Origin of the sequence: Amycolatopsis albidoflavus, assembly GCF_039525725.1 — a bacterium.
In the GTDB taxonomy this organism is placed as follows: Bacteria; Actinomycetota; Actinomycetes; order Mycobacteriales; family Pseudonocardiaceae; genus Amycolatopsis; species Amycolatopsis albidoflava.
Window position 1 is genome coordinate 366,558 of the sequence record NZ_BAAAHV010000021.1, and the last position, 24,158, is coordinate 390,715.

The window sequence follows — 24,158 nt, forward strand, 5'->3', positions numbered from 1 at the left end:
GTGAGGTCAGTCCTCGTCCAGCCCGTGCTCGATCGCGTACCGCGCCAGCTCGACCCGGTTGTGCAGCTGGAGCTTCCGCAACGTCGACTGCACGTGGTTCTCCACCGTCCGGTGCGACAGGACCAGTCGTTCCGCGATCTGCCGCGCGGTCAGCCCCTTCGCGACCAGCCGGAGCACGTCGGTCTCCCGATCGGTGAGCCGCGGCGGTTCCGGCGCGCCGTCCGGAACGTCGGCCATCCGCCGGTACTCCCCGAGCACCAGGCCCGCCAGCCCGGCGGTGAACACCGGGTCGCCGTCGGCGGTGCGGCGCACCGCGTCCACCAGCTCCGCCGCGGACGCCGATTTCACCAGGTAACCGGACGCGCCCGCCTTCACCGCTTCCAGCACGTCCCTGTGCTCGCCGCTGGCCGAGAGCACCAGCACGCGCGTGTCCGGCGCCGCCGCGGTGATCTCGCGGGTCGCTTCGACGCCGGACGTGCCGCCGAGGTTCAGGTCCATCAGCACCACGTCCGGCCGCACCGCGCGGGCGATCCGGATCGCCGCCGGGGCGTCCGGGGCGGTCGCGGCCACCTCGAACCCGTTCTCGCTGAGGTCGCGGGCCACGCCGTCGCGCCACATCGGGTGGTCGTCGACCACCATCACCGAGATCGTCCGTTCCGTCATCGTCCGTCCCTCATCGTGGCTGGCACCCGCACTTCCCACTCCGTGCCCCGGCCGGGAGCGCTGTCCAGCGTCGCGGTCCCGCCCAGGTCGGCCACCCGGCCGCGAATCGACTTCACTACGCCGAGCCTGCCCTCGGCCGCCGCCCGTTCCAGCCTGCCGCGCTCGATCCCCGGCCCGTCGTCGCGGACGCTCACCACGACCTCGCCGCCGAGGTCTTCCAGCAGCACCCAGGCGTGCGCGCCCGGACCAGCGTGTTTCTCCACGTTGGCCAGCGCTTCGCGGGTGATCGCGACGAGTTCCTCGGTCACGTGCCCGGGAAGGTCCACCGTGCCGGCCGGCGTCGACACCTGCACCGACGTGGTCGCCAGCAGTTGCAGCGCCGAGCGGAGGTCCGCGGTGTCGCCGGACCGCGTCGGTTCGCTGGTCACCAGCGCGCGCAACGCGATCTCCTGCTCCCCCGCGAGCTGTGCCAGCTCCGCTGCTTCGCCGCCTACTTCGAGACCGCGCCGCCGTACGCGCGCGAGGACCTGAAGCACGCCGTCGTGAATCGAGCGCGCAAGCCGCTCACGCTCGGCCGTCGCTGCTTCGGCGCGAAGTGCGCGCGCGAGTGTTTCGGCGGAGCTGCGCGCGAGCGTCGCCGCCATACCGACAAGGAGGCCGCTCGCGCACAACAGCACGCCGTCACGGAGGACATCGATGTCGACGTTCGCGCGTGCGACACCAGTACTCACTGCCACGACGAGACCTGCCATTACGCCGCAGCGCGCGCCGAAGCGCGTTGCCACCGCGATCGGCGCTACCGCTGCCCAGACCGTGGTGATCAACGGCGTCGTCGCGTTGGCGAACTGCGCGTCCGACAGGATCCACGGCGACGTGAGCAGGAGCGCTGTGGTGAGTACGAGGTCGAAGATCACCAGCCAGCGGCGCCGTCCGTTCTCGCGCATGTACGCCAGACTCGAAACGACAGACCACACGGCCATCACTCCGATGACGAGCCACGCCAGCCACGGCCGCTGGAAGCCCGGGTGGTGCACGATCGCCACGGCCAGCGCGAACAACCACGTGACGACGCGCAGCACCACGACACCGCGCCACAGCGGTGCCGCCGGATCCCGGATGGAACGAATGCTCACTTCTCGTCTTCGCCGGAGCCGGCGTCCTCGTCTTTCTTGTCCTTGCTGGACTTGCTGGACTTGCCCGGCTTCTTGCCGCCGTCGCTGTCCGGGGCGTCGTTCGGGTATGCGGCCTTGCTGTGCAACGCGTCGACCGTCGCCGGATCGGGATCGTGTTCGTGCAGCAGCGACCGGATGCCGGAGTTGAGCACGGCCAGCAGCGGCACCGCGAGCAGCGCGCCCGCGATGCCGGCGGCGACCAGGCCGGTGGCGATCGCGAGCACCACCGCGAGCGGGTGCAACCGCACCGCGCGGCCGAGCAGCAGCGGCTGCAGCACATGGCTTTCCAGCTGCATCACGCCGATCACGATGGCCAGCACGATCACCGCGCCGATGATGCCCTTGGACACGAGCGCGATCAGCACCGCGACGCCGCCGGTGATCAGCGCGCCGATGATCGGGATGAACGCGCCGAGGAACACCAGCGTCGCCAGCGGGATCACCAGCGGCACGCCGACGATCCACAGCCCGATGCCGATGCCGACCGCGTCGACCACGGCCACCGCGGCCGTCGCGCGGATGTAGCTGACCAGCGACGCGAACCCGCGCCGTCCCGCCACGTCCACCCGCGAGCGCACCCGGTGCGGCACGCCGCGCACCAGGAACGACCAGATGCCGTCGCCGCCGGCGAGGAAGAAGATCGTGACGAAGAGCGTCAGCACGAAGCCGGTGAGGATCTCGCCGACGGTGCCCGCGGTGGTCAGCGCGGTGGTGGTGATCGACGCCTGGTTGTTCTGCAGGAAGCCGATCGCCTGGTTGATGAAGTCCTGGATCTGCTCCTGGCGCAGGTGCAGCGGACCGTTGATGAGCCAGTCCTTGATCTGGTTGAGGCTCGTGGTCAATTGCTGCTGCAGTTCGGGAAGGCCGCTGGAGAACTGGGTGATCACGAACGTCAGCAGCCCGCCGAGCACGGCGAGCCCGGCCACGAGCACGATCGCCGTGGCGAGCCCGCGCGGGAAGCGGATCTGCACGAGCCGCGACACCGCCGGGGCCAGCAGGGCCGAGAGCAGCAGCGCGATCGACACCGGCACCACGACCGACGCGAGATAGCCCAGCAGCCACACCACCGCGTACAGCGCGGCGATCACCACGATGAACCGCCACGACAGCGCGGCGGACACGCGAAGGCCGCGCGGGATGAAGCCGGTGACGTCGGCGACTGGTTCGGAAAGGGACGGTTGTTCGCGTTGTCCGCGCCCTGGCTGGCTCACGGGGTCAACCGTATCGGCCCTGTCGACGAAAACCGGGCGGATCGCCCAGCGGCCGGTGCGAATCACCGCTTCGCCGGTGCGCGCGAACCGACTCGGGAGTAACCCGCCGTCTTCTCCGGGGATGACCCATCGTGAGACCCGGCCACACTCTGTGTTGTTCACACGATGGTGGCATCAAGCCGTGTCAAGGATGCGCGGCGGGCCGGAAATTTGGTTGTCTCGGTTTTGCACCACCGCGGAACTGTGCCGTTCCGCTCGAAAACCGAAATCATTTTTTACTCTCAAGGAGAAATCACCTGTGACGAACGACGCTGTGCACGAGAGGCGGGGCGCGACGCGCTTCGGTCGTCTCGCGTCGCGTGCGTTGTTCGTCGTCGGCGGCGCGCTCGCGGCCACCGCGGCCGCGTGGACAGTCTCCTCCGCCGCCGCTTCGGCGGACACGGTCGACGCGAGCGTCACGCCGGTCACCGACGCGACGGCCGCCGGAATCGGCGACGTCACCGACGGCGCGGCCCGTTTCGCGGGCGACGTCACCGGTGCGGCGCAAGGGCTTTCGTCGTGCGGCCAGGGCGCCACCACGTGGTCTGAACCAGGCACGTCGCGGCCCACCTGCTCGCTCGGCCAGCTCGGCGGTTCGCACCGGGACGATCTCGCCGGCGGCCAGGAGGCCGCCGGAAAGGTCAGCACCGCGGTCAGCGATCTCGGTCAGCACGCGGTCGTCAAGCCGGTGGAGCGCACGCTCGGCTCGCTCGAGCACATCGCGCGCAAGCCGCAGGACGCGCGCCAGGTGATCGCCGACGCGACCACCCCGCCGCCCGCCGCGCAGGATTTCGGCCGGAAGCTGTGGGACCTGCTCGACCCGAGCGCTCCCTCGAACCTGGTCGACCTGCCGAAACTGCCCTCCGCTCCGGCCCCCGGGTCCGAGCAGGTGCCCGCGCCCGGCATTCCCGAGCAGCCTGCCGAGGCGGACCAGAACCTCGGCGCCGCCGCGATGACCACGTCCGACGCACTGCAGTCGGTCTTCCCCTCGATGGACGCGCAGTCCGTCGACCCGGTGCAGAGCGTCGAACTGCCCTCGCGGCACCACGGCGGCGACCGCGGCCTGCCCGGCGCGCCGTTCTCCCCGGCGCAGCTTCCCGCCGCGCCGCTTTCCATCCCGAACTCCCCGGCCGGTGGCAGCACCGCGCCCGGCGGACACCTCGACGGACTGAACTTCGGCGTCCCCTCCTGGGTCACCGCCGCCGTCGACAACGCCGTGGCGGGTTCGACCCGCACCGGCCTCGCGCACACGCCGCGCACCCCGGGCACGCAGCCCGGCGTCACTCCTGACTGATCCACTTCACCCGCGGGGTCTTTGACGCACCCACGGACACCTTTGTGTGCCGTCGCCGTCATCGACAGATATCCCGCGGGTTTTTCGCGCGCTGCGCAATTTCCGCGCACGCATTCCCCGGTGCATTCCTTGAGAGACAGGGCGCACCGCCACAAACCCGCAAGGGACCCCGATATGAAGGAGAAAAATCCCATGCAGACCTGGGCAAAGCGCGGACTCCAGACCGCGTTGGTCACGGGTGGGTTGCTGATGCTGGGCACCGGCATCGCCTCGGCCGACGAGAACGTGAACCCGGACACCCCGGCCTCCCCGCTTGATCTCAACGTCACCGTCCCGATCGACGAGGCCAACAACGCGATCGGCACCCCGCTCGGGCAGGTCGACCTCCCGGCGCACCACAACGAGATCAGCACCAAGCCCGTCACCTCCGCCGTCAAGGGAGCGCTCGCTTCGGCGAAGACGCCGGGCGGCTCCGCGGGCAGCCTGACCGACAGCCTCCCGAAGGCGGACGCGCCCCGGCAGATCACGCCGACCCACGACGCGTTCAAGGGCAACAAGGTCAACGGCGACGTGGTCGTCCCGATCCAGATCGTGGACAACGCGGTGGGCGTCATCGGCGACGCGCACGTGCAGGGCGGCGACCACAGCCAGACCTACAACCACAACCAGGACGTCGCGACCGACGGCAAGTACTCCGGCATCGCGGGCAACGTAGTGGCGCTCGACTACGCGCTCCCGGTGCAGATCGCGGGCAACGGCGTCGGCCTGGCCGGCGGCAGCGGCGCGGTGCACGGCGGTTCGGCGCACCAGAGCACCACCGAGACCGGCAACGTCGACACCACCGGCAAGGGCTCCGGCCTGTCCGGCAACGTCGTCGGCGGCCAGTTCGCGACCCCGGTCCAGGTGACCGGCAACGCCGCGTCCTGGATCCTCGGCAACGCCTACAGCGGCGGGTACAACGCCGACACCACCGCCACCTCCGGCGGTTCGATGAAGTCCAACGGCAAGGGCGCCGCGGGCAGCGGCAACGTGGTCGGCGCGCCGATCGCGCTGCCGGTCAAGTTCAACGGCAACGCCGGCGGCGTGTGGGGTTCGGACGCCGACTCCACCTCCAGCTCCTCGGCCGACGCCAAGGCGGGCGACACCCGTCCGGGCAGCCTGAACGGCACCCCGACCTACCTCGAGACCGACGGGGACCAGTCGTTCCTGTCCGGCAACGCCGCCGCCGCGCAGGCCAGCCCGGTCGCGAACGTCGCGTCGGTCGCCGGTTCGTGGATCGGCAACGCCACCACCGGCCAGGCGCTCGACCGCCAGGCCTCGTCCTCCAGCCACGAGACCACCGCCACCTCCGGCGGCTTCGTGAAGACGAGCGGCAACGACGCCGCCGGCTCGGCCAACGTGGTCGACCCGGCAGTGGCGCTCCCGGTCGAGGCGTGCGGCGTCGGCGGCACCTACATCGGCCGCGCGGTCGCCAACTGCGACAACACCACCACCGCGACGTCCGGCGACGGCAGCTACACCCGCGGCAACGGCTCGACGCTGACCGGCAACATCGTCAACACCCAGGTGGCGGGCGCCCCCGAGGTGCACGGCATCGGCGGCAGCCACATCGGCAACGCCTCGGGCACCTCGACCGAGACCAAGACCGTCACCGCGGGCAACTACGACGGCAGCCAGGGCAACGACTCGTCGGGCTCGGGCAACATCGTGCAGGTCCCGGTGGCCGCGCCGGCCGAGGTCTTCGGCGTGGGCGGCTCGTTCATCGGGCAGGGCTCGGCCGACGGCTCCGAGACCAAGGTCGTGAAGGCGGGCGGCGGCGGCAACACCGCTGACGACAACGGCTTCCTCAGCTCGAACCTCGCCACCGCGCCGCTGTCCACCCCGGTGCAGCTGTTCGGCATCGGCGGCTCGTTCGTCGGCCAGGGCCACGGCAAGTCCAGCAACGACACCACCTCCACAGCGGGCAACGACGTGCACGCGACCGGCGCGCAGGGCGCGGGCGCGGGCAACCTCGTCGAGGCCCCGGTTTCGCTGCCGGTCCAGGGCCACGGCGTCGGCGGCTCGGTCGCCGGCATCGGCACCGGCATGTCGGACAACCTGACCGACTCGAAGGCGGGCGGCAACGCCAGCGCCGACGGCAAGGACGGCGCGCTCGCCGGCAACATCGTCAAGGCTCCGATCGCCGGCGCCGGCTCGATCTTCGGCGACGGGGTCGCCGGGGGTGCGATCGGCCACGGCACCGCCACCAACGACGTCACCTCGACGGCGGGCGGCGACGCCCTCACCGACGGCGACGGCGGCGCGGTCGCGGGCGACATCGTCGGCGCGGACGCCGAACCGGTCGCGCAGGTCTTCGGCGACGCGGTCTCCGCGGCGGGCGTGTCCTCGGGCGACGCCATGAACAACACCGTGTCCACCGACGCGGGCAAGGACACCACCTCGGGCACCGAGGGCTCGATCTCGGGCGACATCCTGGACCTCCCGGTCCCGGCTGTGGCGCAGGTCTTCGGCGACGGGGTCGCCGTGGGCGGCGTGGCGCACGGGGTCGGCGACAACGTCACCGACGTGACCGACGGCAACGACGCCACCAGCACCGACGGCACCGGCGAAGCCCTCTCCGGCTTCGACTTCTACCACCCGCTGGGTGCGCTGGTGCAGGTCTTCGGCGTGCCGCTGGAGGTGCTCGGCGTGGCCACCGCCGAGGCCCCCAACTCGACCGACGTCGAAGAGCCGCCTGCCATCGACGTGCCGATCGGCGGCGAGATGGGCGCCGGCGAGCTCCCCGCGATGCCCGCCGTGCCGGGTCTGCCGGGCGGTTCCTCGGCCGCGCCGTCGCTGCCGTCGGCTCCGGCTGTGCCTTCCCTGCCGGGCCTGGGCAGCCTGCCCACCGCCACCACGCTGCCCGCCCCGGCCCTGCCGGGCGCCCAGCGTGCTGACGTGCCGCAGGTCAGCGGACTGTCCGCGCTGAACCAGCTCAACCAGCTGAAGGGTGCTTCGGCGCTGCCTTCGGTTTCCGGGCTGCAGAACGGCATCCACCTGCCGTCGGCTCCCGCGGTCCCGGCTCTGCCGGGCGTTCCGGCTCTGCCGGGTGCGGGCGCCGAGCGCGCGGATGTTCCGGCCGTTCCCGCTCAGCTGCCGGTGAAGACCTCGCTGCCGACGCTGGGCCAGCTGCCCGCCTTCGCCGCGGTGCCCGCCGTTCCGGGCGCCCCGACGACGCTGCCGACCACGATGCCGACCGCTCCGGCCGTGCCGGCGATCGGTGACGCGACCGGCCCGCTGGGTGCGTTCCAGAAGCTGGCCGCGAAGGTGACCGGCATCTTCAAGAAGTGAACCGCTTCGCCTGAAGCGAGCCGGGGATAACCCCGGGCGGGCCCGGAAGCCACGTGCTTCCGGGCCCGTTTTTTGTGTGCTGGGTCAGGAGAATTCGAGCGACCGCTTCGCCAGGCCGTGCCAGAAACCGTCGATCACCGTGCGGCCTTCGCCCTCGGCCGAGCTGGCGCCGAGCGACACGAACAGCGGCGCGAAGTGCTCGATCCGCGGGTGCGCCATGGCGGCGGCGGGGGCCTTGTGCTGGAAGTCGAGCAACGCGTCGAGGTCGCGGTCGCGCAGCACCTCCTCGCCCCAGTGGTCGAATTCCGCGGACCATCCCGGCGGGGTTCCGTTGCTGCCGTTGACCTCCTGCATCGCGCGGAGGTTGTGGGTGAAGAATCCGCTGCCGATGATCAGCACGCCCTCGTCGCGCAGCGGCGCGAGCTTGCGGCCGAGGTCGTAGAGCGCTCGCGGGTCGAGGGAGGGCATGGAAATCTGCAGCACCGGGACGTCGGCGTCGGGGAACATCTCCACCAGCGGGACGTAGGCGCCGTGGTCGAGGCCGCGGTCCGGGGCGTCGTGCACCGGGGTTTCGGTCGAATGCAGCAGCTTGCGCACCTGCGCGGCCAGCTCCGGAGCACCTGGCGCGGCGTATTTGACCTGGTAGTAGCGCTCGGGGAAGCCCCAGAAGTCGTAGACGAGCGGGACTGTCGTGGTCGCCCCGAGCGTCAGCGGAGCTTCCTCCCAGTGCGCCGAAACGACCAGGATCGCGCGAGGTTTCGCGAGGTCGGCGGACCACTGGGCGAGCTGCCGGGTCCACGTCGCGTCGTCGGCGAGCGGCGGCGCACCGTGGCTCAGGTACAGGACCGGCGTGCGGTTCGCCATGACTGCCTCCGAGTGTTTGAAAGTTCAACTACTACCGTACGCCTGGTTCGCGGACTTGGCGAATTCGTCCTCGGCGGTCTGCCGGATGCGGCAGACTCTCCTGGTGAAGTTCTTCTGCTACCACCGCGACCGCCCCGGCTCCGCCGCGTTGCGCGCCGAGCTGATCGAAGAACATTGGTCCTATATGGACGGTTTCGAGCTGATCGCCCGCGGCCCGACGCTGGACGGCGAAATTCCGACCGGCAGCGTGCACATCGTCGACCTCCCGGACGCCGCCGCCGTCCGCGAATTCGCTTTCGCGGAACCGAATTACCAGGCCGGCGCCTACCGGGACGTCCTGATTCGCCGCTGGGACAACGCCCTCGGCCGCACGATGTGGGAGTTCCCCGGCGATCCGGAGGCGGCGAACCTGTATTTGGTGCTGGGCTTGGGTTCCGGCGCCGCCGTCGACCTCGAACCGTCCGCCACGGAGTCCTTGATCGCCTACGGCCCGCTGTGGTCCGTCGACTGCACTGCCTGGCTCGGCACCGCGGCTTTGGTGCAAGCCGCGGACGTAGACACGGCACGGGGAATCCTTACCTCCGCGCACTATGCGGCGATCGAGGTGCACGACTGGCGACCGGGCGGCCGTCCCTGACCCTCAGTGGGCGGACCGCCATACGAATCCGGCGGCCGTGAGCGCGGCGAGTGCGAGAAGCGCGGCGAAAACCGTTGACCCAGCAGCGATTCCGAGGGCGTCACTGAGGTACCCGGTGCCGACGGGCAGCAGCGCCGCCGGAAGGTAGCCGCCGAAGTTGAGCAAGGCGTTGGCCTCGGCGCGCCTGCGCTCAGGCACGTGGGTGCTGATCAGCGTCAGCCCGCCGAGCTGGCCGAGTCCCTGCGCGGCTCCAGCCAGCACCGCGGTCACGACGATGGCCGCGATCCACTGCGCGTGCACGGCGACCAGCAACGCCGCCATGCAGGCGACCCCCGCCGCCGCGCCGGCGAGCAGGATGGCGCGCACCTCGAGCCGCCTCGCCGCGAACTGAACCGCAGTCGCCGCACCGAACATGACGAACGCGGTCGCCCCGGCGAGCAGGCGATTGCTGGTACCGAGCACGTTGGCCAGCAACGCCGGTCCGAGGGAAAGCACGAACGACGTCGAGGTGATCCCCGGCGCGAAAACCGCGATCCCGAGCGCGACATACCTGCGTTGCGCTCGCGGCACCGCGGGAACCCGCACCCAACCGCCCGCACCGGAATCGGCCGGACGCCGCAGCGGCAGCCGAATAACCACGACGACCGCGCTGAGCAGCAGCACCGCCGAAACCGCGAAGATCGTCACCGTCGGCCCGGGCAGAGTCTCCGACAGCGCCCCGGCAAGCAACGGCCCAAGCCCGGCCCCGAAGACCATCGCGGTAGACGCCGCGAGCGTCGAGGTCTTCGCACGTTCGGGCCCGCCGACGTCAACGACCGCCGCCATCCCCGCCGACACCGTGATGCCGACCGCGATCCCCGCCAGCAACCGAGCGATCGCCAACGCGAGCACCGACGTCGCGACGGCGAACAGCCCGCAAGCAACGAGCGCGAGCAAAACCCCCGGCAGCACAACAGGTTTCCGCCCAAGCCGATCCGACGCACGCCCCGCGACGAGCAGCGCGGCCAGCAGTCCGGCGATGTAGGCCGCGAAGATCACCGTGAGGGTGCCGGCGGAGAACCCGAGCCGGTGCTGCCACAGCACATACAGCGGGGTCGGCGCATTGGAAAGCACGAACACCGCGGTGACCGGCCACGCGGCAAGCCAAGGACTACCAGCCCGCGAGGGCGCGACGACGGCCATGGATCCTCCAGTACGAAATAAGTCGAACTATGAGTCGAACCTAGCAGTAGTTCGACTAATCTCGTACTGGAGTGGTTGACTGTGGGCATGCCCTCGCCTTCGGTGACCGACCCGGACACCCCGCCCGCCGAACTCCCGTCGCCCCTCCCCGAACCGGCCCGGGAAGACCTGCGCCTGGAAACCGTCCTAGCCGCCCTGAGCGACCCCCTGCGGCTGACGATCGTGCGGAAACTGCTGCTGGAACGCGAGGCTTACGACCATCCGTGCGGCTGGTTCGGCTTCGACCGCCCGAAGTCGTCGCTGACGCACCACTTCAAAGCCTTGCGAGAGGCAGGCGTCCTGCGTCAGCGGCAATACGGGCTGGAACGCCGCAGCCGGGTGCGCACGGAGGATCTCAACGCGCGCTTCCCCGGGCTGCTGGACCTGGTCGCGGAGTGGCAGCCCGCTTCTTAGCGCAGTGCCGTGGCGGGCTTCGGATAGTGCGGGCGGAGGTTGGCCGCGAGGATCCGGTCGAGCATCCGGTCCGGCACGATCCGCGACAGACGGGTGATCAGTGCCGCATCCCGGCCAACGGTGTAGCGGGTGCGTGGTTTCCGGGCAGTCGCCGCCTTCGCGATCACCCGGGCCGCGTCCTCCGCGGGTCTGCCGTTGGGCAGGTGCGCGGCGGCATGCGTGTTGACCGCTTCGAGGAGCCCTCCGTAGCGCTCGCGCTGTTCCGGGGACATCGCGCTGGCCTGCTGGTTGGTGGCGGCGATGACCCGGTCCGGCATCTGCGTGCGGACCGCGCCGGGTTCGACGACGACTACTCGCACGCCGAGCGGAGCCACTTCCCGGCGCAGCGAATCGCTGACCGCTTCGAGAGCGAACTTCGTGCCCGCGTAGGGACCGTAGGCGGGCAAGGCGACCCGGCCGCCGACGGAGCTGATGTTGATCACCCGGCCGGAGTGGCGCAGCAGGGCGGGCAGCAGTGCCTGGGTGACGGCGACGTGACCGAAGAGATTGACCTCGAACTGCCGTCGCCATTCGCTCAGCGGCAGGGCTTCGACGGGTGCGTTGATCTGGATCGCGGCGTTGTTCACCAGCGCCCGAAGCGGACCTGCCTGCTGCTCGACGCGGGCGGCGAGTGCGGCGATGTGGTCCGGCTCGGCGATGTCGAGGATGAGCGGTTCGATGCCGTCGGCGCGCACTGCGTCCGCGTCGCGCTCGCGGCGGACTCCGGCGAGCACGCGGAACCCCCGGCGGGCCAGTTCGCGGGCGGTCGCCGCGCCGATCCCGGTCGAGGCTCCGGTGACGACCGCACAGCCTTCAGATGACTCAGATGACATTGTCACCTTAACGAGGGTAGGAAGCTCAGATGACGCTGTCAACTGTATGCTGAACGGCATGGTCACCCGTGCGGAATCCGCTGCCGCGACACGTCGGGCCCTGCTGGACGCGGCCGCTGGCCTGCTGGACAGCGGCGGTCCGGAAGCGGTGACGTTGCGCGAGGTCGGGGCGCGGGCGGGGGTCAGCCGCGGCGCGCCGTACCGGCACTTCCCGGACAAGGACAGCCTGCTGACCACCATCGCGGCCGAAGCGTTGAACCGGCTCGCGGACCAGGTGCGCGCGGTGCGCGCCGATTCGCGGGTGCCCGCGGCCGAGACGTTGCATCGCGGCCTGGCCGCGCTGATGGCGATCGGCCGCGGCCAGCCGCACCTGTACCGGCTGATGTTCGCCGCGCCGGCCGGCGATTCGGCCGCGATCGAAGCGGCGGAGCAGGCGGGTGACCGGGCGATGGGCGAGTTTCTCGCGATAGTCGGCGATCTGGTCGGGCCCGAGCACGTCCGGCGATTCGCCGCGCTGCTGTTGACCAGCGCGCACGGGATCACGGACATGGCGGTCAACGGCCATCTGTCCGCGGAGAAGTGGCAGGTCACGGCAGAGGAACTCGTCTCGGCCCTGGTGTCGATGATCGATCGGCAGGCCCAGTCGAGCTGACCTTCCCTGATTTTTGAGGAACGATTGTTCTTGACTGATCGTTCCCCAAAATCCTATGGTGGAGCCATGGGCAGGCGAAGGGCGTTCGACGAGGACGAAGTAGTGCGCGCGGCGGTGGAGTTGTTCGGTGGCCGCGCGTACGACGGGGTGTCTGTCGACGATCTCGTCACCCACCTCGGTGTGCACCGCAACAGCCTCTACAAGACTTTCGGCAGCAAGCGCGGCCTGTACCTGGTCGCCCTGCGCCGCCACCTCGCCGACGACGTCCGCCCCTTGGCCGAAGCGCTCGCCGCGGCCAAGGACTCCGCGACCGTGCTCCGTCTGGTCGCCTCGGCCGACCTCGGTCTGCTGCTGCTCGCGGCGGTCGAACGGGCGTCCTCCGACGAGGAAGTGGCTGCCGAGGTGAGTACCGCGTTTGCCTCGCTTGACCAGGCGATCTCCGACGCGCTCGGCGTCTCCGCCGCCTTGGCCGCCGCGCTCACGGCCGCGGCGCTGGGCCTGCGCCTGCGCGGCAATCCCGACGGGGCCGGCGCCGCGCTGACTCAACGACTCGATCCGCTTAACTGACAAGGAAAACAGACATGGCACTGGTCTCCATCGACGGCGACAACCTCGTCGTCGTGATCGAGGGTCTCGACAAGCTCTGGGCCTTCAAGAGCAGCCTGACCATCCCGCTGGCCCACGTCCGCGGCGCGACCGCGGACCCCGGCATCGCCGCCGACCCCAAGGGAATCCGCGCGCCGGGCGCCCACGTGCCCGGCGTGATCACCGCGGGCACGTTCCACCTCGACGGCGAAAAGGTCTTCTGGGACGTCAAAGATCCGGCGAAGGCCGTCGTGCTCGAACTCGCCGACGAGCGCTACGCCCGGCTGGTCGTCCAGGTCGACGACCCCCGGGCGACGGTCGCGCTGGTCGAGAACGCCCGGCGGTGAGCCGATGTTCTCCTATCTCGCCGCGGCCGCGCTGGCATTGACGGGCGTGACCGCCGCGCCGGTCGGCCTCGTACCCGCCGCCGACCGCGAAATCGTTTTCACCGTCGACGGGACCACGACCTACGGCACCCTGCATGTTCCCGCGCATCGCGCCGGGCACCGGTTGCGAGCCGCGCTGCTGCTGCCCGGCAGCGGGCCCACCGACCGCGACGGCAACCAAGCCCACACGTCCCCGAACACCCTTGCGCAGGTGGCCGGCGCGCTGGGCGACGACCGGGTCGCCACGTTGCGATTCGACAAGTACGGCACCGGCCGCACCGGGCTCGGCGCTTATCGCGACCACCCGGAGAAACTCGACTATCCGGCGTTCGTCCGCCAGGCGAAGGCCGCCTACGAGTCGTTGCGCGACCAGCCGGAGACCAACCCGTACGCGCTGACCGTCGTCGGGCACAGCGAGGGCGCGATGACCGCGCTGCTGCTCGGCGGCACCGCCCGCCCGCGCCCGACTGGCCTGGCCTTGCTGCAACCGCAGGCGATCCGCCTGCTGGACCTGGTCGCGCTGCAACTGCACGCCCAGATCGCCGAGGCGGCCCGGCAAGGCCAGCTCACCCCGGAGCAGCAGCACACGATCGACGCGGCGATCGACGCCGCCGTCACCGCGCTGCGCGAACACCGACCGGTCGACGCCACCGGTTTGCCACCCGCCGTCGCACAGCTTTTCAAGGCCTTCCAAGGGCAGAACAGCCGCTTCGTGGACAGCGACGACGCCGTCTACCCGCCAGACACCGCGGCGGCCCTGCGACCAGGGACCCGGGTGCTGCTGACCTGCGGCACGAACGACACCCAAGTCCCTTGCGCCACAACGGATGCCTTGACCGCCGCGCTACGCCGCGCGCACGTCAGCGGACCGGGCCGGGTGCCGCTGTCGGGAGTGGACCACCTGCTGCACGACGCCGACCACCCGAGCGCTCTCGCCCCGGCAGCGCTCGACTCCCTGCACCGGTTCGCGCGACGCTGAAGCAGGCCGACAGCTTCCGCGAGGGCTTCTCATTCCTGCCAACTCAGGTCATCGGTCCTACCCGGCGCGTGTGGCCGCGGCCGGGAACAGGCGGGCGAAGGCTGCCTCCAGCTGCTGCTGTCCAGCGCGGTCGAGGGTGTTCCGGAGATTCTTCGACGTGGCGGTGATGATGTCGGTCCCCGCCGGCGGGTAGTCCGTGCCGAAAACGAGGTGGTCTATGCCGACCATCTGGACGGCGGGAACGATGCCGGCGGGGCCGCCCCCGATCGCGGTGTCCAGATAGAGGCCGCGGAGCTGCTCGGTCAGCTGCTGCGAGGTCAGCCCCAACGGGTTCGCGACCCACGGCTCGGGTCCGGCGAGGGCGATGCGGTCCTGCAGCGCGGGGAGTACGCCCCCGGCGTGGGCGAGGACGAGGCGGAGATTCCGGTGCCGCAGCAACACTCCGGCGAAGATCGCGTCGACGATCGTGCGGGCCGTGTCCATCGGGTATTCGATCAGCGGTCCCGGTCGGCCGAGGCCCAGCCGGTCGAACGCCGGTGGCAACACTGGATGCACAAAAACCGGCAGCCGATGCCGGTCAAGCTCCGCGAAGGCTGCCTCGAAACGGGCGTCGCCGAAGTACACGCCGTCGTAGTTGGTGGCGAGGACGAACCCGTCGGCGTGCAGCTGATCGGTCGCGTAGCGGATCTCTTCTATGGCGCGGTCGGGATCTGCCATGGGCAGTGCCGCCAGCAGCCCGAACCGGTCCGGATGCGCGGCCACGATGCCGGCGGTTTGTTCGTTCCACGTCCTCGCCTGCTCCGCGTCCAGCGCGCCGGGCATCGACAGCAGTTGCAACGCGATGCCCTGCTCGTCCATGAACCGCAGTGCTCCGTCGACGCTCCAGCCGGCGCCCGGAATGCTGCCGGCGAACCCTTCACGCTTCATCAGCGCCTGGGCCGCGGGGAAGGACGCGACATCCGTTCCCGGCGCGACCGCATGTGCGTGCACATCGAACCGCTGCACGGCAATCCTCCAGTGCTTTGCATCTGTCAACTATTGACAGCTGCTACTGTACGCCGATGGAAGCGGACAGTGCGGTACTCGATTTCGTGGAGGTGCTGTACCGGGTGAATCGGCTGCTCGTCGATGACGCCCGGCAGCACATTGCCGGGATCGCGGAGCTGGACGTGAGCGAGTTCATGGTGCTGCGTGCCGCTTCCCGCGGAGCGGTGTCACCCGCGGAGCTGACGCGGCAGCTGAGCACTCACCCGAGCGCGACCAGCCGCACCATCACTCGCCTCGTTCGCGCCGGCCTGCTGCAGCGCATCAGCACCACAGCCGACGCGCGACGACTCACGGTCAGCCTGACCGACGAGGGACGCCGGATCGTCGGCCTCATCGCGCGGCGCATTCGACCGGAACTGCAACGCCGATTCGATGCCATCGGACCCGACCGCGTCACGGAACTGCTCGACACCCTGCACGCCTTCCTCCGAGACGGCGCGCCGGACTCGTCCGAGCAGTGAATTGTCTTCGGTTCTGACGGCGATCGCGCAGGCTCCCGCGCGAGGTGCGGCCAGCTTTGAGACCCTGCCGGCTCGCGTCAGTCGTGGGCCAGGTCGGCGAATCGGCTGTAGTGCAGCTGGTGCGCGACCACGATCGTGCTCGTCGGACCGGCACGGTGCTTCGCCAGGATCAGGTCCGCTTCCCCGGCGCGCGGGTCGTCGCGTTCCCAGGCGTCCGGGCGGTTGATCAGGATGACGATGTCCGCGTCCTGCTCCAGCGAGCCGGATTCACGAAGGTCCGACAGCATCGGCTTCTTGTCGGTGCGCTGTTCCGGACCACGGTTCAGCTGGGAGATCGCGATCACCGGCACCTCGATCTCCTTCGCCAGCAGCTTCAGCTGACGGGAGAACTCCGACACTTCCTGCTGCCGCGATTCGACGCGCTTGCCCGAGGTCATCAGCTGCAGGTAGTCGACGACCACGAGCTTCAGGTCGTGCCGCTGCTTGAGCCGGCGGGCCTTCGCGCGGATCTCCATCATCGTCATGTTCGGCGAGTCGTCGACGAAGAGCGGAGCCTCGGACACCTCGCTCATCCGCCGCGCCAGCCGCGTCCAGTCGTCGTCGGACATCTTGCCGCCGCGCATGTCGGCGAGGCGGATTTTCGCCTCGGCCGACAGCATGCGCATCACGATCTCCGTGCGGCTCATTTCCAGCGAGAAGATGACGCTGGTCAGGCCGTGCTTGATGGACGCGGAACGGACGAAGTCCAGCCCCAAAGTCGACTTGCCGACACCGGGACGGGCCGCGACGATGATCATCTGGCCGGGGTGCAGGCCGTTGGTCAACTCGTCGAAATCGGCGAACCCGGTCGGGATGCCCTGGGACTGCCCGCCGCGCGAGGCGATCGCGTCAATCTCGTCCATGGTCGGCTGGAGCAGGTCTTCCAGCGCGACGTAGTCCTCGCTCGTGCGGCGTTCGGTGACGTCGTAGATCGCGGCCTGTGCGCGGTCGACGACCTCGTCGATGTTCGCGCCGTCGGCCGCGGCCGCGCCGTAGCCGTACTGCACGATGCGGGTGCCCGCTTCCACGAGCCGGCGCAGCACCGCCTTCTCGGACACGATCTCCGCGTAATAGCCCGCGTTGGCCGCGGTGGGCACGGTTGCGATGAGCGTGTGCAGGTACGGAGCTCCGCCGACGCGGCCGAGTTCGCCGCGTCGTTCCAGCTCGGCCGCCACGGTGATCGGGTCGGCCGGTTCGCCGCGGCCGTAGAGGTCGAGGATGCAGTCGTAGACGGCCTGGTGCGCGGGCCGGTAGAAATCGCCGGGCCCGAGCGCTTCGATGACGTCGGCGACCGCGTCCTTCGACAGCAGCATGCCGCCGAGCACGGACTGCTCCGCCGCGATGTCCTGCGGCGGCTGGCGGTCGAACCCGCCAGGGCCGGGGTCGCTCGGACCCGGATCGGACTCCGCGTACGCCGGACCGCGGTCATCGGTCACCGCCACTGCCCGGACACCTCCCCTCGCCCCGCCGTCGTTCCGGCCGGCCCCGTCGTCTCGCTTGCGCCTGTCTCGCGTGCGCCTGTGCTGTGCCGAACCGCGTCCGCCGCCCGCCTCGCGAAGAGGCCGGTCAAGGCGAACACCTGTTCGAGTATGCCGGAGTCGGCCCGGCTTTCCCACCTTGTCCGTCCGGTCCTCTTCGATGATGGACCGGGCGGTTCCCCGCGCCGGTGACCGCCACGCGGGGCCACCGGGAGTACTGAGCGCGATCGCACGCTAGATCCCCCGGAAGGACGAGCGCAATTCCGGGTGTTGACCGTCTTGTGGACAACCTGTGGATGACTGGGGGCAACGAATCACAGGTGCCGGTGAGCCTGTGGACAAAGTGGGGACAGTGCTGATCGGCTTCACTAAACCCGCAGGTCAAGGCCTGTGTAGAGACTGTGGAGAACTTCGCGAAAACTCGTCCGGCGTGTCGTGTCGAACTGGTTCTTCGGCGTGTCGCACCGGCCGCGATCCACCGCCCTGTGGATGGTTGCTACGCACGGTAGATCACTGACCCGATGGGCTGAACGAAGGAGAATTCCACACCTGGCCCAGCCGGTGACTACCCGTGGTGACCGATCCGGGAAAAGCGCAGGTTAACCGGGTGCAAACGCGAAACCGGGTGAGGTTCACCGGCCGGCCACCTCGCGGTGCCGTACCGGGAACCCCACCCGGAGTAACGCTCGGGGCGGTCAGCCCAAGGCGCTTTGAGCTTGGCGGAGCCGTTCGGAGAGCGCCTGCGGAGTGCCCGGGGTGAAGACGATGAGCGAATCCTGTCCCGGCCGCTCCTCCATCAGCCACCGGCCCTCGCTGGTGTCGATGAAGTTCACCGGCTTCGGGATGCGCCGCCGCCGTCCGCCGTTCGGGCGAGTGGCGACGTACAGCGCGCCGCTGCCGGTGCGCGGCAGCTTGAGGATCCGCTGGATCTCCTTGAGCGGCGAAAGCTGGTCGCTCCGCTGCCCGCTTTGCATGATCGAGCGCTGCGAAACTTCCTCCGACCCGGCGGACCGGCCGCTCTCGTACTCGCTGCGGCTGGTGACGAGCGGCTGACCGGCCGCCGCCTTGCCCGCGGGCATGAGGTCGAGGAACGTCTGCAACAGCAGGTCCGGCCGCTGGCGCGACACCGTGACGGTGTTCTCGCCGATGATCCGGAGCAGCCCGAAGCCGCCGCCGTTGCCGCTGCCGCACAGCACCGAGTAGTTCCCGGGGCTGCCGTCCTCGAACGTGCCGTCGAACCAGCCGTAGTACTCCAATTGCGGATGCGAGATGGATTCGATCAGCGCGAGCAGATCGCGGTCCATGCCGCGCGGGCCCATCAGGCCGGACTCGGTCAGCGCCTCGTTGACCTGCTGGTCCAGCTTCCGCTCGGCGTCCGGGTCGTGGAACACCGGGATCTCGGCGATGGCCTGATGGGGCTCACCGCCCCGACGCCGGATCAGGTTGTACAGCGTCGGGAGGGTGAACTTGGTGGGTCGGTCAAGCGTGATCACGTCGGCTGGCCTCATTCACCGATCACGGGAGGAACGGTCAGCTGGTCGGAGCCGAAGAGTTCGTTGGAGTCCTCTTCCACCAGGTACTTCGTCTGGTGCTCCTCGTCCTCCTGGCCCTTGCCGCCCTTGGCTCCGGCGCCCATGCCGCCCATTCCGGCCGCACCGGCTTTGCCCGCCGCGCCGCCGCGCATGCCGGCTCCGGCGCCCATGCCGCCCGCTCCGGCTCCGCCGGCCATGCCGCCCGCGGCCGCACCGGAACCGGTGCCGCCGGGACCGAAGCCCGCGCCCGCGCCGAACGCACCGGGACCGAAAGCCGCGCCGGCGCCGGAACCCGCGCCGCCGCCACCGCCGCCCGGACCGAACTGGCCCGCACCGCCGCCGGGTCCGAACGTGCTCGGGTTGAACTTGCTCGGGTCGGTCGTCGGAGGCGTCCAGCCCGAGGTGCTCGTACCGTCGCCGCCGCCGGGGTAGTGCCCGGTCGGGTCCGTGATGTTGTGCCCAGGACCGCCCGGTCCGCCAGGGGGGAACGTCGTGTGCGGCGGGGTGCTGGGCGGGGTCGGGGTGAACTTGGGCGGGTCCATCTTCGGCGGGGTGAAGCCGCCGCCACCGCCGCCGGGGCCGCCCCCGAAGTTTCCGCCGGTGCCGCCGGGACCGCCGCCGAAGTCGCCTCCGTTGCCGCCCGGGTTCGAGATGTTGTTGCCCTGCCAGGCGCTGTACTGCGGCAGCCCGCCGGCGTTCTGGCCGCTGGCGTTGAAGTAGTTGGTGTAGGCCTGGACGTTCGCCTTGCCGTCTTCGTTGTACTTGTTGATCTCGTCGTCTTTGTCGCTCCACGGGTTGATCCCGTCGACGAACCCGGCGTGCGGCGGGTCCTTGGCGATCTCCTGGACCTTGCCCTTGACCGTGGAGAAGCAGTCGACCTGCGTGTTCAGGTACGTGTGGCTCTTGCCGAGGTTGTTGACCGAATCCTGGAGCCAGACGCCCAGCGGGTGCGCACCGGCCTGCGCGGCGGTGGCACCGCCGCCCTGCCAGGCGGCGTCCATCTTCTTGTTCAGGTTGTCGATCTCGGTGATGCGGTCGTTGTGCACGGTCTTGAGATTGTTGGCCGAACTGACGCCGGTCTGCAGCGACGAGCTGTCGCCGACGTGGATCTTCTCCCAGATCGTGCGCGCGTCGATCGACCGGCCGCCGAGATCCGCCTCGGCGAGCTTCGCGTCCGGGCCACCGCTGAACAGACCGACGAGGCTGCCGACCAGCGCGCCGCCTGCCGCACCGACGGCGGTCCCGACGACCGGCACGACGGAGCCGACCGCGGCGCCGACGCCGGCACCCGCGGCCGCGTACTTCAATTCCTTGCCTACGGTGTTGGCGTCATTCCCCATGATGAGCCACTCCTTCTTCTAAGCCGGTCATCGGCTGCTGGGCGGTCACGCCGCACCCTTGAGATGTTTGACCACCGCGTTCCCGAACTTCTGCGCGAGACCGCAGGGGTTGCTCTTGTTCGGACCGGCACCGATCGCCGGGATGATCGAGATGGCGACCTTGTCGGTGACCCCGAGCCACAGCGTGCAGGTGCCCGACGGACGTCCGTCCTGGGTGTCCGCGAGAACGCCCGGGTAGCCGTCGATGGAGACCGGCTCGAAATATGCCTGCCGCGCCTTCTGGTCGTAAATGTCGCTGATGCCGTTCGGAGTCAGCTTCGGCGCCACTCGCATGCCGATGGAGTTCTGCCCATTGCCAGACGACCTCCACTCGCAGCCGGAGAGCGGTTCGGTGGTCTTTTCCCCAGGAACGACCAGCCCGAAGTCGGAGGTCTCCGCGTCGGTGAGGACCTTGCACGGGTTGTCGCCGAGCAAGTCCTGCGTGGGCAGCGCGGCGGGGACCTTGGGGCCCGAGCCGCCTCCGGTCGCGCTCGAACTGGCAGGCGCCTGCGAGGGGGTGTCACCTCCGCCGGTCTTTCCTCCTCCGCCACAGGCGGTCAGAAGACCGAGAGCGGCGACGGCAGCGGCGGCGATCCGGATGGTGCGGTGCGGCATGAGCAGCTCAGACCTTCGTCTTGCTTGCGGCGTCGCGTGCTTCCTGCTCGGCGACGGTGATTTTGTTTTTGGCGGCCTTCAACGCGGTGATGAAGTTGGTGACGTAGTCGACCATGCGCTGGTGCTGGTCCAGCAGGGTCTGTCCGGAAGGATTCGCACCTTTGTCGATGAAGTCGTTGCTGGCGAACTCGTCGGCCGGACGCTTGACGTCGGCGATGAACCGAGCGTCGCGGAGGTCCTTGTTCAGGTTCCCGAGCAGGTCTTCCCACTGCTTGATGACCGAGTCGACCTCGTCCTCGCTGAATTTGTACCCGCCTGCGGATCCGTATCCGCCGACCATGATCGGCGCGGGCGGTGGTACGTCGGACATCCGGTGACCCCCTTTGGCACAGTTCTCGCTCCCCAAGCGGCGAGATCAGCAAGTTGGATGGTAACGCACGCCCGTTGGTTCCCGCTTCGCGTTCAGTTGTTTCGAGAGTGGGCCCGAGCTGCGGGAAGGCCGCCGAAACGAAACCGCCCCCGGGGAAGAATCCCCGGGGGCGGTTCGCGGAAAAAAGACGCGAGCGTCAGTTCGCGGCCGTGGCCTTGACCTCGAGCCGGAGGTCCACCTTCACGTTCGGGTGCAGGCGGGCGTTGACCGAGTGCTTGCCGACCGTCTTGATGTGGTCGCGCAGGTCGAGGACGCGCTTGTCGAGCAGCGGGCCGCCCTGTGCCTTGATCGCGTCGACGATTTCGCCGGCGGTGATCGAGCCGAACAGCTTCTTCGAGCCCGCCGCGGCCTTGCCGGTCAGCTGGATCGCGCCGAGGCCCTCGAGCGTCGCCTTGATCTCCTTGGCGTGGTCGAGGTCGCGGATGCGGCGGGATTCCTGTGCGCGCTGGATCGTGCGCACGTTCTTCTCCGCGCCCTTGCTGGCCACGATGGCGTAGCCGCGCGGCAGCAGGTAGTTGCGGGCGTATCCGTCCTTGACCTCGACGATGTCGCCGGGGCCGCCGAGGTTCGCCACGTCCGTGGTGAGAATGATCTTCGCCATGACTAGTGCTCCCCTCAGCGCGCGGTGGACGTGTAGGGCAGCAGAGCCATCTCGCGCGAGTTCTTCACCGCGATGGCGATGTCGCGCTGGTGCTGGCTGCAGTTGCCGGTGACGCGACGGGCACGGATCTTGCCGCGGTCGGAGATGTACTTCCGCAGCAGGTTGGTGTCCTTGTAGTCGATCGTCTCCGGGCGGCCCTTCTTCTCGGCCTTGCAGAACACGCAGACCTTCTTCTTGGGCTTGCGAATGGGTGGCTTGGCCACTGGTGTACTCCTGGAATTCTAGAAAGAAATGAGATCAGAACGGGGGTTCGTCGGAGAAGCCTCCGCCGCCACCGCCCGCGGGCGGGGCCGAGCCCCACGGGTCGTCGGCGGGCGCGCTGTTGCCGCCACCGCCGCCGCGATTTCCGCCGCCGCCGTTGAAGCCGCCGCCTCCGCCGCCGCCGAAGTCACCACCGCCGCCGCCACCGCGGCTGACCTTGTTGACCTTCGCCGTCGCGTAGCGCAGCGAGGGGCCGATCTCGTCGACCTCGAGCTCTACGACGGTGCGCTTCTCGCCTTCCTTGGTCTCGAAAGACCGCTGCTTCAGCCGCCCCTGCACCACCACGCGGGCGCCCCGCGTGAGCGACTCGGCGACGTTTTCCGCCGCCTGCCGCCAGATGTTGCAGCGCAGGAACAGCGCCTCGCCGTCCTTCCACTCGCCGCTCTGGCGGTCGAGCGTGCGCGGGGTGGACGCGACGGTGAAGTTCGCGACCGCCGCACCGGACGGGGTGAAGCGCAGCTCCGGGTCGGACGTCAAGTTCCCGACCACGGTGATGACGGTGTCTCCAGCCACGGATGGCGTCCCTTCGGATCGGGCTCGGATCAGGCCTTGGCGGGCGCGGGCTTGGCCGCGGCCTTGACCTCGCGGCGCATGACCTTGGTGCGCAGCACGGTTTCCTGCAGCGACAGCTGGCGGTCCAGTTCCTTGACGGCCTCGGACGTCGAGTTCAGGTCCAGCAGCGCGTAGATGCCCTCGGCGTTCTTCTTGATCTCGTACGCCAAGCGACGGCGGCCCCACACGTCGACCTTCTCGACGCTTCCGCCCGAAGTGCGGATCACGTTGAGGAAGTTGTCCAGCGTGGGCGCGACCGTACGCTCGTCGAGCGTCGGGTCCAGGATGACCATTACCTCGTAATGGCGTGACATAACCACTCACCTCCTATGGGCTCGCGGTCACGGCGGATCCGTGACAGGAGGGTTTGTCCAGGTAAGCGTACCCGGCGGGTACGACAGTCCCGTCCGGCGGGTCAGCTGACGCGGCGCAACACCCAGGTGCGGACCAGCCCGGCGGTGACGCCGGCCAGCACGATCACCGCGAGCAGCATCGGCAGCTGGACGTCGGAGGGCCGGCCCTGGCTCGCCAGCGATTCGGCGTTGCCCGCGTTGAGGATGTCCGGGCCCTGCTGTCCCTGCGGGTCCTGGCCCGCCGAGGGCTGCTGCGGCAGCGCGCCGGAACCGGGCAGCGTGCCGTAGCGCGCGCCGGGGGCGATCGCGGTGCCGAGCACGCCGGGGTTGCCCGGGCTCGCGGTCGGGATGTTGCCGTAGTCGCGCGGCGGGGCGATCCCGGTCGAGCCCGGCTGGTAGTCGCCGAGCGGGTTGCCGCCGCCGTTCTGCGCGGGCGCGTTCCCGTTCGACTGGGCGCCGCCGTTCGACGGGGAGCTCGAGGACGACGGCGCCTGGTAGTTGTTCGCCGTCGTGGTCAGCCCGCACGCGGACGCGACGCCGCTGCGGATCCCGTTCAGCACCTTGGTCTTGGTGTCCGGCAGGACGCCGAGCCCCCATTCGTTCTTCAGCGCGTCCGAGACGACCTGGCCGATCGCGTCGCCGCTGATCGTGCCGCCAGCGGCGTTAGGGATCGCGCCGACCTGAAGGTTGCCCTTGTTCCCGATGGCGTTCGCCAGCGAATCCGGCCACACGGTGAGCAGTCGCCAGAAGTCGACCTGGTTCTTGGCCGACTGGCGGACGATCTCCTTGACCGCCGAACCGGGCACCGCGACCGAATCGCCCATGCCGCCGGTGACCGCGCCCTTGCACTGGTTCGCGAGCGTGGTCGCGGCGGACGCGGTGCCGGCGCCCAGGAACGTGCCGCCGGTGAACAGGGCGGCGAGAGCGGTGACGGTGAGTGCTCGACGGGTTCGCTTCCAGGTGGGGATTTTCCGCACGAGCACTATCCTCCGGGGTCCGTGGGCATGGTTCGTCGCATCAGGAACAACGAA

The 24,158-nt window shown here is 69.8% G+C and carries 26 protein-coding genes; 9 read left to right on the forward strand and 17 right to left on the reverse strand.

Annotation, left to right across the window (positions count from 1 at the left end):
* Window positions 1-6: 6 nt before the first annotated feature.
* Genes ABD156_RS32345 through ABD156_RS32355 form a run of 3 tightly spaced genes read right to left on the reverse strand, consistent with a single transcriptional unit; the run spans window position 7 to window position 3,046 of the window.
* On the reverse strand, window positions 7-663 hold the full coding sequence (locus ABD156_RS32345; RefSeq protein ID WP_344282540.1) for a response regulator: 657 nt from the start codon (window positions 661-663) through the stop codon (window positions 7-9).
* Entirely contained in the window at window positions 660-1,796 is a 1,137-nt protein-coding gene (gene macS, locus ABD156_RS32350; protein WP_344282542.1) for a MacS family sensor histidine kinase, read from the reverse strand. The genes ABD156_RS32345 and macS overlap by 4 nt, the downstream gene beginning before the upstream one ends.
* Complete coding sequence (locus ABD156_RS32355) at window positions 1,793-3,046, reverse strand: AI-2E family transporter (RefSeq protein WP_344282545.1); 1,254 nt, start codon at window positions 3,044-3,046, stop codon at window positions 1,793-1,795. Before ABD156_RS32355 ends, macS begins: the two co-directional genes overlap by 4 nt.
* Window positions 3,047-3,344: 298 nt before the next feature.
* On the opposite strand from ABD156_RS32355, the gene ABD156_RS32360 reads away from it, so the two are divergent.
* A complete protein-coding gene (locus ABD156_RS32360; RefSeq protein WP_344282548.1) occupies window positions 3,345-4,379 on the forward strand; it encodes a hypothetical protein in 1,035 nt (344 codons plus the stop codon).
* A gap of 192 nt (window positions 4,380-4,571) precedes the next feature.
* Entirely contained in the window at window positions 4,572-7,709 is a 3,138-nt protein-coding gene (locus tag ABD156_RS32365) for a PE-PGRS family protein (protein WP_344282551.1), read from the forward strand.
* Window positions 7,710-7,793: 84 nt separating this feature from the next.
* On the opposite strand, the gene ABD156_RS32370 is transcribed toward ABD156_RS32365, so the two are convergent.
* Complete coding sequence (locus ABD156_RS32370) at window positions 7,794-8,573, reverse strand: dioxygenase family protein (protein WP_344282554.1); 780 nt, start codon at window positions 8,571-8,573, stop codon at window positions 7,794-7,796.
* 85 nt (window positions 8,574-8,658) lie between these two features.
* On the opposite strand from ABD156_RS32370, the gene ABD156_RS32375 reads away from it, so the two are divergent.
* Complete coding sequence (locus tag ABD156_RS32375; RefSeq protein ID WP_344282557.1) at window positions 8,659-9,210, forward strand: YciI family protein; 552 nt, start codon at window positions 8,659-8,661, stop codon at window positions 9,208-9,210.
* 3 nt (window positions 9,211-9,213) lie between these two features.
* On the opposite strand, the gene ABD156_RS32380 is transcribed toward ABD156_RS32375, so the two are convergent.
* On the reverse strand, window positions 9,214-10,392 hold the full coding sequence (locus ABD156_RS32380) for an MFS transporter (protein ID WP_344282560.1): 1,179 nt from the start codon (window positions 10,390-10,392) through the stop codon (window positions 9,214-9,216).
* 87 nt (window positions 10,393-10,479) lie between these two features.
* On the opposite strand from ABD156_RS32380, the gene ABD156_RS32385 reads away from it, so the two are divergent.
* Window positions 10,480-10,845, forward strand: a complete 366-nt coding sequence (locus ABD156_RS32385; RefSeq protein WP_344282563.1) for an ArsR/SmtB family transcription factor — start codon at window positions 10,480-10,482, stop codon at window positions 10,843-10,845.
* Here ABD156_RS32385 and ABD156_RS32390 read toward each other — a convergent pair.
* Window positions 10,842-11,717, reverse strand: a complete 876-nt coding sequence (locus ABD156_RS32390; RefSeq protein ID WP_344282898.1) for an SDR family oxidoreductase — start codon at window positions 11,715-11,717, stop codon at window positions 10,842-10,844. The genes ABD156_RS32385 and ABD156_RS32390 overlap by 4 nt on opposite strands.
* Before the next feature lie 58 nt (window positions 11,718-11,775).
* On the opposite strand from ABD156_RS32390, the gene ABD156_RS32395 reads away from it, so the two are divergent.
* The 4 genes from ABD156_RS32395 (at window position 11,776) to ABD156_RS32410 (ending at window position 14,319) form a co-directional block, all read left to right on the forward strand.
* Window positions 11,776-12,369 (forward strand): TetR/AcrR family transcriptional regulator, encoded by a 594-nt coding sequence (locus tag ABD156_RS32395; RefSeq protein ID WP_344282566.1) that lies wholly within the window; start codon window positions 11,776-11,778, stop codon window positions 12,367-12,369.
* Window positions 12,370-12,435: 66 nt separating this feature from the next.
* Complete coding sequence (locus ABD156_RS32400; RefSeq protein ID WP_344282569.1) at window positions 12,436-12,936, forward strand: TetR/AcrR family transcriptional regulator; 501 nt, start codon at window positions 12,436-12,438, stop codon at window positions 12,934-12,936.
* A gap of 14 nt (window positions 12,937-12,950) precedes the next feature.
* Window positions 12,951-13,301 (forward strand): hypothetical protein, encoded by a 351-nt coding sequence (locus ABD156_RS32405; protein ID WP_344282572.1) that lies wholly within the window; start codon window positions 12,951-12,953, stop codon window positions 13,299-13,301.
* A 4-nt stretch (window positions 13,302-13,305) separates the two neighbouring features.
* A complete protein-coding gene (locus ABD156_RS32410) occupies window positions 13,306-14,319 on the forward strand; it encodes an alpha/beta hydrolase (protein ID WP_344282575.1) in 1,014 nt (337 codons plus the stop codon).
* A gap of 57 nt (window positions 14,320-14,376) precedes the next feature.
* Here the strand turns inward: ABD156_RS32410 and ABD156_RS32415 are convergent, their stop codons facing one another.
* A complete protein-coding gene (locus ABD156_RS32415) occupies window positions 14,377-15,324 on the reverse strand; it encodes an amidohydrolase family protein (protein WP_344282578.1) in 948 nt (315 codons plus the stop codon).
* 56 nt (window positions 15,325-15,380) lie between these two features.
* Between ABD156_RS32415 and ABD156_RS32420 the strand changes: the two genes are divergently transcribed.
* Window positions 15,381-15,827 (forward strand): MarR family winged helix-turn-helix transcriptional regulator, encoded by a 447-nt coding sequence (locus ABD156_RS32420; RefSeq protein WP_344282581.1) that lies wholly within the window; start codon window positions 15,381-15,383, stop codon window positions 15,825-15,827.
* A 77-nt stretch (window positions 15,828-15,904) separates the two neighbouring features.
* On the opposite strand, the gene dnaB is transcribed toward ABD156_RS32420, so the two are convergent.
* The 10 genes from dnaB to ABD156_RS32470 form a co-directional block, all read right to left on the reverse strand.
* A complete protein-coding gene (dnaB, locus tag ABD156_RS32425; RefSeq protein ID WP_037809085.1) occupies window positions 15,905-17,308 on the reverse strand; it encodes a replicative DNA helicase in 1,404 nt (467 codons plus the stop codon).
* A gap of 731 nt (window positions 17,309-18,039) precedes the next feature.
* The gene (locus ABD156_RS32430) at window positions 18,040-18,837 is read right to left on the reverse strand and encodes an ESX secretion-associated protein EspG (protein ID WP_344282585.1); all 798 of its coding nucleotides are present in this window, start codon (window positions 18,835-18,837) and stop codon (window positions 18,040-18,042) included.
* 11 nt (window positions 18,838-18,848) lie between these two features.
* On the reverse strand, window positions 18,849-20,216 hold the full coding sequence (locus tag ABD156_RS32435; RefSeq protein ID WP_344282589.1) for a hypothetical protein: 1,368 nt from the start codon (window positions 20,214-20,216) through the stop codon (window positions 18,849-18,851).
* 45 nt (window positions 20,217-20,261) lie between these two features.
* Complete coding sequence (locus tag ABD156_RS32440; RefSeq protein ID WP_344282592.1) at window positions 20,262-20,870, reverse strand: DUF3558 domain-containing protein; 609 nt, start codon at window positions 20,868-20,870, stop codon at window positions 20,262-20,264.
* A 7-nt stretch (window positions 20,871-20,877) separates the two neighbouring features.
* Window positions 20,878-21,240 (reverse strand): hypothetical protein, encoded by a 363-nt coding sequence (locus tag ABD156_RS32445; protein ID WP_344282595.1) that lies wholly within the window; start codon window positions 21,238-21,240, stop codon window positions 20,878-20,880.
* A 196-nt stretch (window positions 21,241-21,436) separates the two neighbouring features.
* Window positions 21,437-21,901, reverse strand: a complete 465-nt coding sequence (rplI, locus tag ABD156_RS32450; protein ID WP_344282598.1) for a 50S ribosomal protein L9 — start codon at window positions 21,899-21,901, stop codon at window positions 21,437-21,439.
* 14 nt (window positions 21,902-21,915) lie between these two features.
* The gene (rpsR, locus tag ABD156_RS32455; protein ID WP_009085242.1) at window positions 21,916-22,164 is read right to left on the reverse strand and encodes a 30S ribosomal protein S18; all 249 of its coding nucleotides are present in this window, start codon (window positions 22,162-22,164) and stop codon (window positions 21,916-21,918) included.
* Between the two features lie 34 nt (window positions 22,165-22,198).
* On the reverse strand, window positions 22,199-22,735 hold the full coding sequence (locus ABD156_RS32460) for a single-stranded DNA-binding protein (RefSeq protein WP_116206071.1): 537 nt from the start codon (window positions 22,733-22,735) through the stop codon (window positions 22,199-22,201).
* Window positions 22,736-22,764: 29 nt separating this feature from the next.
* Window positions 22,765-23,088: a 30S ribosomal protein S6 gene (gene rpsF, locus ABD156_RS32465; RefSeq protein ID WP_344282605.1), complete on the reverse strand. Its 324-nt coding sequence runs from the start codon at window positions 23,086-23,088 to the stop codon at window positions 22,765-22,767.
* Between the two features lie 101 nt (window positions 23,089-23,189).
* Window positions 23,190-24,110 (reverse strand): hypothetical protein, encoded by a 921-nt coding sequence (locus ABD156_RS32470; protein WP_344282608.1) that lies wholly within the window; start codon window positions 24,108-24,110, stop codon window positions 23,190-23,192.
* Window positions 24,111-24,158 lie beyond the last annotated feature (48 nt).

Bases quoted from the DNA above. Each gene is read 5' to 3' on its own strand.
- ABD156_RS32345 (WP_344282540.1), bottom strand. From the start codon at position 663: ATGACGGAACGGACGATCTCGGTGATGGTGGTCGACGACCACCCGATG.
- ABD156_RS32365 (WP_344282551.1), top strand. From the start codon at position 4,572: ATGCAGACCTGGGCAAAGCGCGGACTCCAGACCGCGTTGGTCACGGGT.
- ABD156_RS32370 (WP_344282554.1), bottom strand. From the start codon at position 8,573: ATGGCGAACCGCACGCCGGTCCTGTACCTGAGCCACGGTGCGCCGCCG.
- ABD156_RS32375 (WP_344282557.1), top strand. From the start codon at position 8,659: ATGCGGCAGACTCTCCTGGTGAAGTTCTTCTGCTACCACCGCGACCGC.
- ABD156_RS32380 (WP_344282560.1), bottom strand. From the start codon at position 10,392: ATGGCCGTCGTCGCGCCCTCGCGGGCTGGTAGTCCTTGGCTTGCCGCG.
- ABD156_RS32385 (WP_344282563.1), top strand. From the start codon at position 10,480: ATGCCCTCGCCTTCGGTGACCGACCCGGACACCCCGCCCGCCGAACTC.
- ABD156_RS32390 (WP_344282898.1), bottom strand. From the start codon at position 11,717: ATGTCATCTGAGTCATCTGAAGGCTGTGCGGTCGTCACCGGAGCCTCG.
- ABD156_RS32395 (WP_344282566.1), top strand. From the start codon at position 11,776: ATGGTCACCCGTGCGGAATCCGCTGCCGCGACACGTCGGGCCCTGCTG.
- ABD156_RS32400 (WP_344282569.1), top strand. From the start codon at position 12,436: ATGGGCAGGCGAAGGGCGTTCGACGAGGACGAAGTAGTGCGCGCGGCG.
- ABD156_RS32405 (WP_344282572.1), top strand. From the start codon at position 12,951: ATGGCACTGGTCTCCATCGACGGCGACAACCTCGTCGTCGTGATCGAG.
- ABD156_RS32410 (WP_344282575.1), top strand. From the start codon at position 13,306: ATGTTCTCCTATCTCGCCGCGGCCGCGCTGGCATTGACGGGCGTGACC.
- ABD156_RS32420 (WP_344282581.1), top strand. From the start codon at position 15,381: ATGGAAGCGGACAGTGCGGTACTCGATTTCGTGGAGGTGCTGTACCGG.
- ABD156_RS32435 (WP_344282589.1), bottom strand. From the start codon at position 20,216: ATGGGGAATGACGCCAACACCGTAGGCAAGGAATTGAAGTACGCGGCC.
- ABD156_RS32440 (WP_344282592.1), bottom strand. From the start codon at position 20,870: ATGCCGCACCGCACCATCCGGATCGCCGCCGCTGCCGTCGCCGCTCTC.
- ABD156_RS32445 (WP_344282595.1), bottom strand. From the start codon at position 21,240: ATGTCCGACGTACCACCGCCCGCGCCGATCATGGTCGGCGGATACGGA.
- rplI (WP_344282598.1), bottom strand. From the start codon at position 21,901: ATGGCGAAGATCATTCTCACCACGGACGTGGCGAACCTCGGCGGCCCC.
- rpsF (WP_344282605.1), bottom strand. From the start codon at position 23,088: ATGTCACGCCATTACGAGGTAATGGTCATCCTGGACCCGACGCTCGAC.